A 14,577-nucleotide genomic window follows, 5' to 3' on the forward strand; every position below is an offset into this window, starting at 1 on the left:
GGGGCCTTCACGCGCGAAACGGACATCCAGCGGACAGGATTTCAACTGTCAGTTGACCTCTTCAACAGCCAGTTGTAGCGTCGGCCACCACCCGAGGCACCGTGGAGGTCCGTCATGCCGTCGACGCCGCACACCCTGACCCGAACCTGGCGCTTGGCCGTGCTCACCGGCCTGGCCGCGCTCGTCACCGCGGCCTGCGGAGGCGGGCCCGACGGGGCCGGCGGCCAGGAACCCGCCGCCGTCGGCGCGCCCGCCGCGATCCCCGACACCGCCGCGCTGATCGCCGGGATCCAGAAGGACGCGGGTGTCGCCGGGACACTGCCCGCCAAGTACGCGCAGGCCGGGATGGTGCACCTGGCGTCGAACCTGCAGTCCGCGCCGAACAACTTCTACGCCGCCGACGGCAAGACCCCGATCGGCTACGAGGTCGACCTCGCCAAGGCCATCGGCGCCAAGCTGGGCGTCACCGTGCACCACCAGGACATGGCGTTCGGTTCCCTGATCACCAGCCTCCAGTCCGGCCGCGTCGACCTCACGATGGCCGCGATGAACGACACGAAGACCCGCCAGGCGCAGATCGACTTCGTCGACTACTTCTCCTCCGGCATCACGATCATGGTCCGCAAGGGAAATCCCGACCGGATCGCGGGCCCGGACACGTTGTGCGGTAAGAACGTCGCCGTCGTCCAGGGCACCAGCCACCAGAAGTTCGCCGAGGAGCAGAACGGCAAATGCGCGCAGGCCGGGAAGCCCGCGCTGACCGTGACCGCGACCGACAGCGACACCCAGAACCAGAACCAGCTCCGCACCGGCCGCGTCGCCGCCATCCTCAACGACCTGCCCAGCGCGGTCTACATCTCGCGGACCGCGGGCGAGGGCAAGTTCTTCGAGGTCGTCCCGGGTGAGCCGATCAACGGCGGGCCGTACGGGATCGGCGTCAACAAGGACAACAAGCCGCTGGCCGAGTCCGTCCAGAAGGCACTGCAGTCGCTGATCGCCGACGGCACCTACGGCAAGATCCTGCAGGCCTGGGGCGTCGAGCAGGGCGCGGTCAAGGAGGCGAAGCTCAATGGCGGAAGCTGAGCCGTTGCCGATCGTCCGGCTGCGGCACTGGGGCCGGTGGGTCAGCGCCGTCGTCATCCTGGCGTTGCTGGTCCTGCTCGGGATCGCACTCGGGAACGCGCAGATCCGGTGGGATTCGGTCCCGGAGTTCCTGTGGTACCGGGTGATGGCGGTCGGTCTGCTCAACACCGTGCTGCTCGCGGTGATCGCCCAGGGTTCGGCGATCGTCCTCGGGATCGTGATCGCGCTGATGCGCCGGTCGGTGAATCCGGTGGCGCGCTGGTTCGCCGCCGGTTACATCTGGCTGTTCCGCGGTCTTCCGGTGCTGCTGCAGATCCTGATCTGGTACAACCTGGCGCTGGTCTTCGAGTTCATCTCGATCCCGCTCCCGTTCGGCGGCTACCTGCTCCACGAGCAGACCAACGTCCTGATCACGGCGTTCACCGCGGCGCTGCTCGGCCTGGCGCTCAACGAAAGCGCGTACATGGCGGAGATCGTCCGCGCCGGCCTGAACAGTGTCGACAGTGGACAGACGGAGGCGGCGAAGTCGATCGGGATGACCCCGGGCGCGACGCTGCGCCGGGTGGTGCTGCCGCAGGCGATGCGGGTGATCATCCCGCCGACCGGCAACGACTTCATCAACATGCTCAAGGGCACGTCGATGGCGTCGGTGATCGGCGTGACCGAACTGATCCACGCCGCCAACAACATCTCGTCCAACAACCTGCTGGTGATGGAGACCCTGCTGGCCGCGGCGGTCTGGTACATGGTCGTGGTGACCGTCGCCGGGGTCGGGCAGCACTATCTGGAGCGCGCCTTCGATTCGGAGGACCGGGCGAGCGGGCCGTTCTCCCGTGCCGCCAAGGCCCTGCGCACCGCGCCGCTGGTGAGGAGTGAACGTGTCTGAGCCGCTGCTCAAGGCCGTGGGGGTCCGCAAGAGCTACGGGCACACCGAAGTGCTGAGCGGGATCGACCTTCAGGTCCACAAAGGACAAGTGGTCTGCCTGCTCGGCCCATCCGGCGCCGGGAAGAGCACGTTCCTGCGCTGTATCAACCACCTGGAGACGATCGACGCCGGGCAGGTCTGGGTCGACGGCGAACCGATCGGCTTCCGGCTCCGTAACGGGAAGCTGTACGAACTGAAGGAACGCGAGGTCGCCCGGCAGCGGCGTGACATCGGTATGGTGTTCCAGCGGTTCAACCTGTTCGGCCACCGGACGGTGCTGCAGAACGTCGTCGAAGGACCGGTGCGGGTACTCGGCGTCGCCCCGGAGGAGGCGCGTACGCAGGCACTCGACCTGCTCGACCGGGTCGGTCTCGCGCACCGGGCCGACGCCTATCCGGCCCAGCTTTCGGGCGGGCAGCAGCAGCGGGTCGCGATCGCCCGCTCGCTCGCGATGAAGCCGAAGCTGATGCTGTTCGATGAGCCGACGTCGGCGCTCGACCCGGAACTGGTGGGTGAGGTGCTGGCGGTGATGGGTACGTTGGCCGCGGAGGGGATGACGATGGTCGTGGTGACGCATGAGATGGGGTTCGCGGCCGAAGCCGCGGACGAGGTGGTGTTCATGGCCGACGGGGCGGTCGTCGAAACCGGACCGCCGGGGCAGCTCCTGAGCGCTCCCCGGCACGAGCGGACGAAGCAGTTCCTGGCACGGGTCCTCGCATGACGCGGCTCTCCCCGCGGTACCTGCTGCAGTTCGACGAACCGGCCGGGTACCTCGACTTCGCCCGGTTCGGCCCGCCGTCGCACGCCGTACTCGACACGACGGCGAGCCTGCTCCACTCCTCGACCAGGGCCGGTCCGTCCACTGTGGACGACCTGATGCGGCAGGAGACGAGGGCCAAGGCGGCCGCGGCGCGTCTTTCCGGCAGCGACACCGACCACACGGTGCTCTTGCCGCACACCAGTCTCGGACTGTTCCAGGCCGCGTTCAACGCCCCGTCCGGCGAGGCGCTGGTCTCGTCGGCGGAGTTCCCGGCCAACACCTATCCGTGGGCGCGCGCCGAACAGGCGGGACGGCTGACCGTGCGGCGGCTGCCGCTGGGACACGTCACGGCGGACGCGGTCAAGGCGGCGCTGACGCCGGAGACTTCGCTGGTCAGTGTGAGCGCGGTCGACTTCCGCACCGGATACCGCGCCGATCTGGCGGCGATCCGGGAAGTGGTGGGCGACCGGCTGCTCGTCGTCGACGGGATCCAGGGCTTCGGTGTCACCGAGGCGCCGTGGGAGGTCGCCGACGTGCTCGTCGTCGGCGGTCAGAAATGGCTGCGGGCGGGCTGGGGCACCGGATTCGCCGTGCTGTCCGACCGCGCGCTGGAGCGGATGGAACCCATCCTGTCCGGCTGGACCGGCGCCCGTGACCCGGGACTGTTCGACGACGAGATCCACCCGGCCGACGACACCGCGGCCGCGTGGTCGCTCTCGAACCTGAGCCCGATCACCTCGGGCGCGTTCGCGGCCGCGCTGGAACTGGTCGAAGAGGCGGGCGTCGCGGCCATCTCCGGCCGGATCGCCGAACGCGTCGGCGAACTCGAAGAGGTGGTGAAATCCGTCGGGGGAGAGGTGGTTTCGGCCGTCGGGCGCCGCGCCGGGATCCTCGCCTTCACGTGGGAAGGGCACGCCGCCGAACAGATCGGCTCCGCGCTGGCGGACGCCGGGATCGCCGCGACCGTACGGCCCGAGCACGTCCGGCTGTCCCCGCACGCGTCGACGCCGGCGAGTGCGGCCGAACAGGTGCGGACGGCGTTGGAACGTCTGAGGAAACCGGCCACCGTGATCGCTCCGTGCGTTCCGGCGGCGGGGGTGGCGTCGAGCGATCTGCTCACGGCGCTCGTCCCGGCGGTGCACGCGCTCGCCGCGATGCTGGGGCCGGGCAACGAGGTCCTGCTGCACGACCTGAGCAGGCTGCCGGACTCGATCGTCGCCATCGCCGGGGACCTCACCGGCCGGACGGTCGGCGGCCCGATGACGGATCTGCTGCTGGGCCTGGTCCGCCGCGGTACCACGCAGGATCTGACGAACTACGAGACCCACGGCCCCGACGGCCGCGCGATCCGGTCGTCGACGTTGTTCCTGCGGGACGCCGACGGCGTCGCGATCGGCTGTCTGTGCGTGAACCGGCTGACCGACGGCGCGCCGAAGGCCGACGGGCACGAACCGGAGACGTTCCCACCGGACGTCGACAGCCTGCAGCGGTTCCTGGTCGGTCGCGCGGTGGCGAAGGCAGGGATCCCGGTGGACCTGATGAAGAAGCGGCACAAGGCGGCCGTGGTCCGCGAACTGGACGAGGCCGGGTTCTTCCTCATCAAGGATTCGGTGGACCACCTCGCCGGGGAACTCGACGTCACGCGGTACACGATCTACAACTACCTGAACGAGATCCGGGGCACCTAGCGCGTGTTGTGAACGGGACTTTCATCGTGGTTCGCGGTGCAGACCGTGGCAAGTAGTCGACTACTTGCGAGGTGAGGGGCCCTTCACGGAAACTCGACCGAACTGTCTCGAACCCGAAGACTGGGGTGTGTTCATAACGCTTTTTCATCCTTGAGTAGCTATGTGGGCGGTGGTTGATTCCCAAGCATGGACTCGATGATCGCCACAGACGATCCACAAGCACCAGCAGTCACCACAGCCGCGCCTGAGCCAGTGGGCCACGGTCGTGAGCGGTAATGATGGTTCTATTGAGAGGTAAGGCGAACATGGCTGGGTGGTGCGCTCCGGGGTCGGGTGGGGTTTTCGTGGCCTGGGGTGTCCTGAAGGCCCCCTTTCTGACGTGGAACGTCTCGAAGGTTCCCTTCAGAACGGGATCCGGGCCCGTGTTTCGGAGCCGGTGTCCCTAATGTGGCATTGGAGACCTTGAACGTCTCCAATGCCACATTGGGGACACATTTGCCCTACCCCTCAATAGAACGACACTTACCACTCACGACCGGACCTGACCTCGCAAGTAGCCGACTAGTTGCGACGGCCGTGCGCCTACTTCAGGAAGGACTCGACGGCATCGGCCGCCCGCCCGGCCCCGCCGTTCGCCCGCGTCTCGGCCTGGATCTCGGCGAGCCGCGCGGCCACCGAGGGCGATCCGGCCACCCTTTCGACCGCGGCCCGCAACGTCGAGGCGGTCACGTCCGAAGCCGCGAGTTCCTCACCGACGCCCAGTTCCGCCAGCTTCGCCGCGTTGCCGAAACCGTCGGTGGCCAGCGGGATCGCGACGGTCGGCACGCCGTACCACAGCGATTCCGTGCTGCCGCCCATCCCGGCGTGCGTGATGAACGCCGACGCGGCCTCCAACACCGCGAGCTGCGGGACGAACGGGTGTACCTCGATATGCCCTGGCAGCGGCCCGAGGGCGGCCGGATCGGTCTGGCCGATCGAGATGACCACATGCCAGTCCGCGTCACGGAACCCGTCCACGCACGCGCGGAACAGGTCGACCTGGTCGGTGAACGCGGTGCCGAGCGACATCAGCAGGACCTTCTTGCCGTTGTCCGGCGGGGTCCAGCTTCGGTCGGCGAGGCGTTCCGGGTCCAGTGCCGGGCCGACGAAGCGGACCGACGGCGGAACCCGGTCGACGTTGGGCTGCATGGCCCTCGGGAGCAGCGCCAGCACCTGCGGCGGATGGGAGATCCACTCCCAGGCGTCGGCGTCGATCCCGTTTTCCTTCAGCCACGCGGTGTAGGTGGCGTGATAGTCCATTCCGGACGGTGAGGTCCGGATCGACGTCAGCATCTCGCCCAGATCCTCTTCGTAGCCGTCCCAAGCGACGTACGTCGGCGACAACTGCACGGCCGGGACGTCGTAGCGCCTGCCCAGGATCGGGGCCGGGAGGCCGCCGATGTCGTACAGCAGCAGGTCCGGGCGGTTCTCGTCGTAGAAGCCGGTCAGCACCGGCATCGCCTGGACGCCCTCGTCGAGGAAGACCCGCATCTGCGAGGCGGGATCCTCCGGCCACGCGGACTGGTCGCCGAGCGGGAGGATCGACGGATGCGGGACGACCTCGGCGCCGGTCGGTGCGATCAGCCCGGTGAGCGGCTCGCCCACGGCGTAGCTGACCCGGTGCCCGCGAGCGACCAGCTCACGGATGACGGCCAGCGACGGGTAGATGTGACTCGGCGCGGTGCAGCCGATCATCGCGATGTGTTGCTTCTGCATGATGTCCTGTCCGGGTTCGTGAAGGGAACGTCAGACGGCGCGCAGAAAGGGGGCCACCCGGTCGCGGGCGGCCCTGCGGTCACGCCGTCTCAGGCGGTGCGCATCCGGATGTAGTAGGTCATGATCGACACCGTAGCGCCCGCCGCGTGCCCGCCCAACCGATTAACCGGTTGCCCGGTTTGCCGCGATCGGGACCCGCCGTTGGTAGGGACCTTCGCCGGAGGGGTTCCCGTCGGCACGGTCGTGGATAGGGTTTCTGGGCTTTCACCTTGGAGGGAAAGGGAGAAACCGTGAGACGTGTTCTCATCACCGCGCTGGCCGTGGCCACACTGGCTTCGGTCGCGGTGACCGCTCCGGCCGTCGCCGCGGAAGAGGCGCAGCCTGCCGAGACGATCACCTGGGCCGCGTGCACCGACCCGGCGCTCGTCACCGCCGGCGCCGAATGCGGCACCCTGTCCGTGCCGCTGGACTACTCGAGGCCCCGCGGCGAAAAGATCCAGCTCGCGCTCAGCCGCGTCAAGCACAAGACGCCGGAGGCGCAGTACCAAGGCGTCATGCTCACCAACCCGGGCGGCCCCGGCGGATCCGGGCTGCTACTGGCGACCCGCGGGACGCGGGTGCCGAACCACGCCGGTGACGCCTACGACTGGGTCGGTTTCGACCCGCGCGGCGTCGGCGCCAGCAAACCCGCGCTTTCGTGCATTCCCGACTACATGGACTACAACCGGCCGAACTACGTGCCGACGACGCCGCGGCTGGAGAAGACCTGGTTGCAGCGCTCGAAGTCCTATGCCGAAGCGTGCGCCAAGAACAACAGCCGCGCGCTGCTCGACAACATCAAGACGACCGACACGGTCAAGGACATGGAGAGCATCCGCAAGGCACTCGGCGCGGAACAGCTGAACTTCTACGGGTACTCCTACGGCACCTACCTCGGCCAGGTCTATGGAACGCTGTTCCCGCAGCACGTCCGCCGGATGATCCTCGATTCCACTGTGGACCCTCGTAATGTCTGGTACCAGGCCAACCTCAACCAGGACGTCGCCTTCGACGTCAACCTCAACATCTGGTTCGGCTGGGTCGCGCGGCACGACGACGTCTACCACCTCGGCAAGACGCAGGCCGCGGTCAAGCAGGTCTTCGACGAGCAGCTGAAGAAGGTGGCCGCCGTCCCGGCGGGCGGGGTCATCGGACCGGACGAGCTCCTCGACGTCTTCCAGCAGGCTTCCTACTACCAGCTGCGGTGGACGCTGCTCGGCAACGCCTTGGCGAAGTTCGTCAACAACGGTGACTGGCAGACGATGAAGGGGTTGTTCGAGACCTTCGGTGGTCGCGGCGACGACAACGGTTACGCGGTCTACCTCGCCGTGCAGTGCACGGACGTCAAGTGGCCGCAGAGCTGGCAGCAGTGGAAGTCCGACAACTGGCGGACCTATCAGAAGGCGCCGTACTTCACCTGGCAGAACGCCTGGTTCAACGCGCCCTGCCTGTACTGGCCGTCGAAGCCGGGCAAGCCGGTCAAGGTCGACGGCAAGAAGGTGCCGAGTGTGCTGATGATCGGCGAGACCCTCGACGCGGCGACGCCGTACGAAGGCAGCCTTGAGGTGCGCAGCCGGTTCCCCGGCGCCCGCCTGATCGGTGAGCCGGGCGGCACGAGCCACGCGATCACCCCGCGCGGCAACGCCTGCGTCGACAACCGGATCGCCGACTACCTGGCGACCGGGGCCCTGCCCGATCGCAAGCCGGGCCGCACGGCCGACGTCGAATGCGCGCCACTGCCGCTTCCGGTGCCACCTCCGGCACCCGCCGCTGCTTCGGCTTCGGCCCCTGAAGCTGCCCTCTCCCGGGTGCCCGCCTAGCAGAAGTCCGTGAAGGCCTCCTTCCCTACCTTGAGCGTAGGGAAGGAGGCCTTCACGGATTCCTGGGGTTTCCGAGGCAGGGGACTTTGTGTTACAAAGTGCGTATCGACTTTGTGGTTCAGAGTGCTCGAAGGGGGAGAGTCATGGCGGACGCGTTCAGCCTCGAAGGGCTGAGGAAGCGCTTCGGAGACGTCCTGGCCGTCGACGACGTCAGTGTGCGGGCCGCGCCGGGGGAGGTGGTGGCGTTGCTGGGGCCCAACGGCGCGGGCAAGTCGACCACGATCGACATGCTGCTGGGCCTGACCAGGCCGGATTCGGGGCAGGTGCGGGTCGCCGGGCTCCGCCCGGCCGAGGCGATGGACCGGGGTGTGGTCGGCGCGATGGCACAGAACGGGACGCTGCTCAGGGACGCCACGGTCGCCGAACTCGTCGGCCTGTTCGCCTCGCTGCACCGGAACCCGCTGCCGGTCCGCGAGGTGCTCGAGCGGGCAGGCGTCACCGAGTACGCGAACCGCCGCTGCGGGAAGCTTTCCGGCGGCGAGCAGCAGCGGGTGCGCTTCGCGCTCGCCCTGGTCGGCGATCCGGATCTGCTGGTGCTCGACGAGCCGACGGCGGCGATGGACGTCGACGGGCGGCGCCGGTTCTGGGCGTCGATGCGCGAGTACACCGGGACGGGCCGGACGGTCCTCTTCGCGACGCATTACCTCGCCGAGGCCGAGGACTACGCCGACCGCGTCGTACTCATGCGCCACGGCCGGGTCGTCGCGGACGGACCGGTGGGCGAGGTGCGGGCCGCGGTCGCCGGCCGGGTGCTGCGGGCCGTCGTCCCGGACGCCACCGAAACCGCGCTGGCCGCCTTGCCCGGGGTGTCCCGGGCGGCGCTGCGGGCCGGGCACGCGGAGCTGAGTTGCGCCGATTCCGACGCCGCCATCCGCGGTCTGCTGCGTGAGTTCCCGCTCGCCGCGAACATCGAGATCACCGCCGTCGGGCTGGAAGAGGCTTTCATCGCGCTCACCGCTGATGAGGCCGAAGGAGCGTTGAAATGAACCTGGACTACCTCGCGCTGGAGATCAAGCGCATCATCCGCAGTCCGCAGTTCGCGGTGTTCACCATCGGCATGCCACTGGCGATGTTCCTGGTGTTCGGCGGGATCTTCGGCGCCCGCGAACTCGCGCCCGGGATCTCGACCGCGACGGTGACCATGGTGAACATGGCCGCGTACGGCGCCATGACCGCCGCGTTGTTCACCGGCACCCGCGTCGCCACCGAACGCACCGACGGCTGGCAGCGCACCTTGCGGCTGACGCCGATGCGGGCGCCCGGCTATCTGCTGGTGAAGGTGTCGGCGGGACTGTTCGTCGCGCTGCCCGTGCTGCTGGTGATCTTCGCGGCGGGGATGATCCGCGGCATCCGGCTCGAAACCGGCCAGTGGCTGGCGATCTTCGGCGCGCTGTGGCTCGGCACGCTGCCGTTCGCCGTACTGGGCCTGATGATCGGCCTGTTCGGCAAGGGCGACACCGTCCAGGCGGTGGCCGGTGCGCTGATGCTGCCGCTGGGCATGTTCGGCGGGCTGTGGATCCCGCTGCAGGTCCTGCCCGGCTGGATGGACACCGCCGCGCACCTCATGCCGACGTACTGGCTTGGCGAGATCGGCCGCGCGCCGGTGCTGGGCTCCCCGGGTCTGCCGACCGCCGTACTGGTGCTCGCGGCCTGGCTGATCGTGCCCGCACTCGTGGTGATGGCGAGGTTCCGGCTTGACACGGCGAGGCTGTGAACCCGTGTTAGCTTTCCGAGGTGCCGGAGGATGAGCGGGCTGTGCCTGAGCGGGAAGACGACGCGCGGCCGATGACGCCCGAGGAGTCGCTCGCGCTCATCGCCAAGCAGACGGAAGAGACCCGGCGTGAGATCGGGCCGAATCCGGCCGTCCTGCTCGCCGTCTGGGGACTGGTGTGGCTGCTCGGTTTCGGGCTCGTCTACCTCTCGGCCCCACCGACTTCGCTGCTGCCGTTGTGGGCGGCCGCCGCGATCGCCGTCGCCGCCTTCGCCGGCGCCATCGCCTATTCGGCGATCTACGGCATCCGGACGAGCCGCGGTGTCCGCGGCCCGTCCCGGCTCGTCGGGGCGATGTACGGCTGGAGCTGGATGATCGCGTTCGGCGGGCTGACCGTGGTTAACACCGGTCTGATCCGGCTCGGCCTCGACCCCGAACTGATCCCGCTGCTGTGGTCCGGCACCTCGCTCATGCTCACCGGCCTGCTGTACCTGGCGGGCGGGATGCTGTGGCAGAGCAAACTCCAGTACGGGCTCGGCGCGTGGATCATCCTGTGCGGCGCGGCGAGCGTGCTGGCGGGCGGGCCGCACAACTTCCTCGTGCTGAGCCTGGCGGGCGGTGGTGGCTTCCTGGTGGCGTCGCTGGTCTTCCTGGTGCGGTCGCGATGAGCGAAGACGGGCTGCCCCAGCTCGATCCGGTGATCCACGCGCAGGCGCGGCTGCGGGTGACAGTGGCGCTGTCGAGCCTGGGGCCGGGCGACAGCATCACCTTCCCGCGGTTGCAGCAGTTGCTGGACATGACGCCCGGCAACCTGTCGACGCATCTGCGCAAACTCGAAGACGCCGGCTACGTCGGGATCACCAAGGCCTTCGAACATCGCACGCCGGTGACGCTGGTCGAGCTGACCACCCGCGGCCGGGCGGCGTTCGAGGAGTACACGAAGGCCCTGCATCGGCTTCTCGAGGTGCCGGGCGATGGGCGGGCATGACCGGTGGGTCATCCACCTCGACATGGACGCGTTCTACGCCTCCTGTGAACAGCTGACCCGGCCGACCCTGGCCCGCCGGCCCGTCCTGGTGGGCGGCGCGGGCCCGCGCGGTGTGGTCGCCGGGGCGAGTTACCAGGCACGCGAACACGGGATCAAATCGGCGATGCCGATGTCGCAGGCCCGGCGGCTGCTCCCGCCCAACGGGGTCATCCTGCCGCCGCGGTTCAAACTCTACGAACTGCTGAGCACGCGGGTGTTCGACCTCGTCGCCCGGTACGCGCCCGTGCTGGAACGGATCTCCCTCGACGAGGCCTTCGCGGAACCGCCTGCGCTGGCCGGGGCGTCGTCGGAGCAGGTGCGCGAGTTCGGTGCCCGGCTGCGGGAGCACATCCGGTCCGAGATCGGGCTGGTCGCCTCGATCGGGGCGGCGTCGGGCAAGCAGGTCGCCAAGGTCGCGTCGGATCTGGCGAAACCGGACGGGCTGCTCGTCGTCGACCAGGGCACCGAACGCGAATTCCTCGCGCCGCTGCCCACCAGGGTGCTGTGGGGCATCGGCCCGGTGGCGGAGGGGAAACTGCGCGCGATCGGCGTCCGGACGCTGGGGCAGCTGACCGCGTTGTCCGACGCCGACGCGGTGTCCACTTTGGGCAGTGTGGTCGGGCGGGACCTGCGGCGGCTGGCCACCGGCGTCGACGACCGGCCGGTGTCCGATCGCGCCGAACTCAAGCAGGTCAGCGCGGAGACGACCTTCGACCGCGACCTGATCGACCTGGTGAGCCTGCGGCGTGAGGTCCGCGACCTCGCCGTCCACGCGCACAAGCGGCTCGTCAACGCCGAACGGGTCGCGCGGACGGTGGTGGTGAAGCTGCGGCACACCGACTTCAGCACGGTGACGCGTTCGGAGACGATGGCTTCGCCCACCGACGAGTTCGACCAGCTCGCTTCGATGGCGGAACGGCTGCTGATCGACCCGTCGGACTTCGGCGGGGTGCGGCTGGCCGGGGTCGCGTTTTCCGGGCTTTCGGTGCCCCATCAGGATCCGCTGTTCACCCTGTCCGTCCCGGTGACCGACGCGCCCGTCGTCTCGCGGGCGCCCGCACCGGTGCCCGTGGTCTCGTCGAGCTGGCGTCCGGGGGACGACGTCGTCCACGAGGAGTACGGGAGCGGGTGGGTGCAGGGCGCCGGGCACGGGCGGGTGACCGTCCGGTTCGAAACGCGGTCCAGCGGGCCGGGGGTGGCGCGGACCTTCCTCCAGGAAGACCCCGCCCTCCGCCGGGGCGACCCCGCCGACTGCCTCGCCTGACCTCGCGTTTCGTCCTCTGGATGCGGTAGTTGCGCGCGCAACTACCGCATCCAGAGGACGAAACGCGGTGAGAGCCTGGGGCTTAAGGCAGGATGGGGAGGGATTGTCACCCGAACGAGGGAATCGATGTTCAGCACCCATGCCCGTCCGGTCCGTGCTCGCGCCGGGGCGGCCCTCCTCGGCGTCGCCCTGCTGCTCGGCGCCTGCAGCCCGGCCCCCGAGCAACCGCCCGTGGCGTCGAGCGCCCCGCCCGCCGCGTCGAGCGCCCAGGCGCCGGGGGAGTCGTTCACCGTGGTCGCGACCGGCGACGTGCTGATCCATCCCGCGCTGACAGACCAGGCGAAGCAGGACGGCAACGGCGAGATCGACTACCGGCCGCTGCTGGCCGGGGTGAAGCCGCTGATCTCCGGAGCCGACCTCGGCATCTGCCACCTCGAGACCCCGCTCGCGCCGAAGGGCGGCCCGTACAGCGGCTACCCGTCCTTCAGCGCGCCACCCGAGATCGTCGACGCCCTCAAGGACACCGGATACGACACCTGCTCGACGGCGTCCAACCACACGATCGACCAGGGCGCGGAGGGCGCCGGCCGGACGCTCGACAAACTCGACGAGGCCGGTGTCAAGCACACCGGTTCGGCGCGCTCGGCCGAAGAGGCGAAGAAGCCGCTGATCATGGACGTCAACGGGGTGAAGGTCGCCCAGATCTCCTACGCCTACGGTTTCAACGGCATCAAGGTGCCCGCGGGGAAACCCTGGCTGGTCAACCAGATCGACGCCGAAGCCGTCATCGCCGAGGCCAAGGCCGCGCGCAGGGCGGGGGCGCAGATCGTGCTCGCGAGCCTGCACTGGGGTACCGAATACCAGCACGATCCGACCGCGGAACAGCGATCGCTGGCGAAGAAACTCCTCGGTGACGACGCGATCGACCTGATCATCGGGCACCACGCGCACGTCGTGCAGCCCTTCGAGCAGATCAACGGCAAGTGGGTCGCCTACGGACTCGGCAACAGCGTCGCCCGGCATTCGGAACCGAAGGGCTCTACCGAACAGGGGGCGGCGGCACGGTTCCGGTTCGTGCGGGACGGCGACCGCTGGAAGGTCGACAAGGCCGAGTACGTCCCGACGCTGGTGCAGCTGGGCCCGCCGATCCGGTTGCTCGACCTGACCGCGGGCCAGGGCGGTGGCGACGCGCTCAAGGCCGCCGCACTCAAGGACACCGACGAGGTCGTGCTCAGCCGCGGCGCCGGTGAGCAGGGGCTGACCCGCCCCGGCCGATGAGACACGGGCGAGCCGGGCATCGCGCCCGGCCCGCCCCTGCCTTCTCCGCGCCCGGCTTCAATATCGTCGCCGCACCACCAGTTTCGCGAGGGCCGCGAGTTCGGCGCCTGGGCGGGGCGCCGGATCCGCGACGGCGAGATGATGCAGCGCGCCGGTCAGGAGCGCGTCGGCCTGCTCCTGGCTCCACGTCCGGCCGCCCGCCCGTTCCACCAGGTCCGCCACGTGGGGCAATTCCGCGGCGTCGAGGTTTTCCTTGCGGTACAAGGCATCCAGTTCTCGTCCGGCATCCGTCCCGGAGTGGAGCGCGGCCACCACCGGCAGGGATTTCTTCCGGTTGGAGAGATCCGAGTGGACCGGTTTCCCGGTCACCGCCGGATCACCCCAGATCCCGAGGAGATCGTCGATGTGCTGGAACGCCAGCCCGAGTGCCCTCCCGTACTCGGTCAGCCGGTCGACCTGGTCCTGCCTCCCTTCCCCGGCGAGCGCCCCGAGCGTGCATGCCGCCCCGAGCAACGCGCCGGTCTTCCCCTCGGCCATCCGGACGCATTCGGCGGTGTCGACGTCACCGCGTTCTTCGAACTTCAGATCCGTGCTCTGTCCTTCAAGCAGGTCGATCACGGCCGTGCTCAGCACGCGCAACGCCGTCTGCCCGAACGGCGAAAGCACCTCGAAAGCCTGGGACAGCAAGGCGTCCCCGGCGAGGATCGCGGCGCCGGTACCGAAGATCGTCCACGCGGTCGGACGATGCCGCCGGGTGGTGTCCCGGTCCATCACGTCGTCGTGCAGCAGGGAGAAGTTGTGCACCATTTCCACCGCGACCCCCACCGGGACGGCGATTTCGGCGTCGCCGCCGACCGCCTGGGCGGCCAGCAGCGCCAGCGCGGGGCGCAACGCCTTCCCCCCGTCCGAAGTGGACGGACGGCCACGCTCGTCCCACCAGCCGAAGTGGTAGCCGGCGATCAGCCGCATCGATTCGGGTAGCTCGCCGACGGTTTCGCGCAGCGCCGGTTCGATCAGGGTCCGGCTCCACGTCAGGACTTCCCCGGCGGGCCGGGCGCCGGTGCGGGTGTCGATGGTCGTCAACGGAGACTCCCTTTCAGCCTTCGCGCCCGAGTTCGGGAATAATCCGCTGAACCGCCGTTCTCGCAATTCACGGATACCCATTCG

13 protein-coding genes are annotated in these 14,577 nt (G+C 69.1%); 11 read left to right on the top strand and 2 right to left on the bottom strand.

Annotation, left to right across the window (positions count from 1 at the left end):
- The first annotated feature begins 114 nt into the window (after positions 1-114).
- The 4 genes from L324_RS00605 to L324_RS00620 are packed head-to-tail and all read left to right on the top strand — an operon-like array spanning position 115 to position 4,456.
- Positions 115-1,083 carry an ABC transporter substrate-binding protein gene (locus L324_RS00605; RefSeq protein WP_037303294.1) on the top strand — a complete coding sequence of 323 codons (969 nt, stop codon included), beginning with the start codon at positions 115-117 and terminating at the stop codon, positions 1,081-1,083.
- The gene (locus L324_RS00610; protein ID WP_037303295.1) at positions 1,070-1,969 is read left to right on the top strand and encodes an amino acid ABC transporter permease; all 900 of its coding nucleotides are present in this window, start codon (positions 1,070-1,072) and stop codon (positions 1,967-1,969) included. The genes L324_RS00605 and L324_RS00610 overlap by 14 nt, the downstream gene beginning before the upstream one ends.
- Complete coding sequence (locus tag L324_RS00615) at positions 1,962-2,729, top strand: amino acid ABC transporter ATP-binding protein (protein ID WP_037303296.1); 768 nt, start codon at positions 1,962-1,964, stop codon at positions 2,727-2,729. The genes L324_RS00610 and L324_RS00615 overlap by 8 nt, the downstream gene beginning before the upstream one ends.
- Positions 2,726-4,456, top strand: a complete 1,731-nt coding sequence (locus tag L324_RS00620; protein WP_037303297.1) for an aminotransferase class V-fold PLP-dependent enzyme — start codon at positions 2,726-2,728, stop codon at positions 4,454-4,456. The genes L324_RS00615 and L324_RS00620 overlap by 4 nt, the downstream gene beginning before the upstream one ends.
- 582 nt (positions 4,457-5,038) lie before the next feature.
- Here the strand turns inward: L324_RS00620 and L324_RS00625 are convergent.
- Positions 5,039-6,211: a macrolide family glycosyltransferase gene (locus L324_RS00625; protein WP_037303298.1), complete on the bottom strand. Its 1,173-nt coding sequence runs from the start codon at positions 6,209-6,211 to the stop codon at positions 5,039-5,041.
- 290 nt (positions 6,212-6,501) lie between these two features.
- Here L324_RS00625 and L324_RS00630 point away from each other — a divergent pair, with 290 nt between their 5' ends.
- From L324_RS00630 to L324_RS00660, 7 genes are all read left to right on the top strand, one after another.
- Positions 6,502-8,070 carry an alpha/beta hydrolase gene (locus tag L324_RS00630; protein WP_051173547.1) on the top strand — a complete coding sequence of 523 codons (1,569 nt, stop codon included), beginning with the start codon at positions 6,502-6,504 and terminating at the stop codon, positions 8,068-8,070.
- Positions 8,071-8,213: 143 nt separating this feature from the next.
- Entirely contained in the window at positions 8,214-9,116 is a 903-nt protein-coding gene (locus L324_RS00635; RefSeq protein WP_037303299.1) for an ABC transporter ATP-binding protein, read from the top strand.
- The gene (locus L324_RS00640; RefSeq protein ID WP_037303300.1) at positions 9,113-9,844 is read left to right on the top strand and encodes an ABC transporter permease; all 732 of its coding nucleotides are present in this window, start codon (positions 9,113-9,115) and stop codon (positions 9,842-9,844) included. The genes L324_RS00635 and L324_RS00640 overlap by 4 nt, the downstream gene beginning before the upstream one ends.
- A 71-nt stretch (positions 9,845-9,915) precedes the next feature.
- On the top strand, positions 9,916-10,509 hold the full coding sequence (locus L324_RS00645) for a hypothetical protein (RefSeq protein WP_037303402.1): 594 nt from the start codon (positions 9,916-9,918) through the stop codon (positions 10,507-10,509).
- The gene (locus L324_RS00650; protein WP_016332004.1) at positions 10,506-10,829 is read left to right on the top strand and encodes a transcriptional regulator; all 324 of its coding nucleotides are present in this window, start codon (positions 10,506-10,508) and stop codon (positions 10,827-10,829) included. The genes L324_RS00645 and L324_RS00650 overlap by 4 nt, the downstream gene beginning before the upstream one ends.
- Positions 10,816-12,132, top strand: a complete 1,317-nt coding sequence (locus L324_RS00655; protein ID WP_037303301.1) for a DNA polymerase IV — start codon at positions 10,816-10,818, stop codon at positions 12,130-12,132. The genes L324_RS00650 and L324_RS00655 overlap by 14 nt, the downstream gene beginning before the upstream one ends.
- A 126-nt stretch (positions 12,133-12,258) precedes the next feature.
- A complete protein-coding gene (locus tag L324_RS00660) occupies positions 12,259-13,410 on the top strand; it encodes a CapA family protein (protein WP_037303302.1) in 1,152 nt (383 codons plus the stop codon).
- Between the two features lie 57 nt (positions 13,411-13,467).
- Here the strand turns inward: L324_RS00660 and L324_RS00665 are convergent, their stop codons facing one another.
- Positions 13,468-14,493 carry a family 2 encapsulin nanocompartment cargo protein polyprenyl transferase gene (locus L324_RS00665; RefSeq protein ID WP_037303304.1) on the bottom strand — a complete coding sequence of 342 codons (1,026 nt, stop codon included), beginning with the start codon at positions 14,491-14,493 and terminating at the stop codon, positions 13,468-13,470.
- Positions 14,494-14,577 lie beyond the last annotated feature (84 nt).

The sequence above is a fragment of the Amycolatopsis orientalis DSM 40040 = KCTC 9412 genome (assembly GCF_000478275.1).
In the GTDB taxonomy this organism is placed as follows: domain Bacteria; phylum Actinomycetota; class Actinomycetes; order Mycobacteriales; family Pseudonocardiaceae; genus Amycolatopsis; species Amycolatopsis orientalis.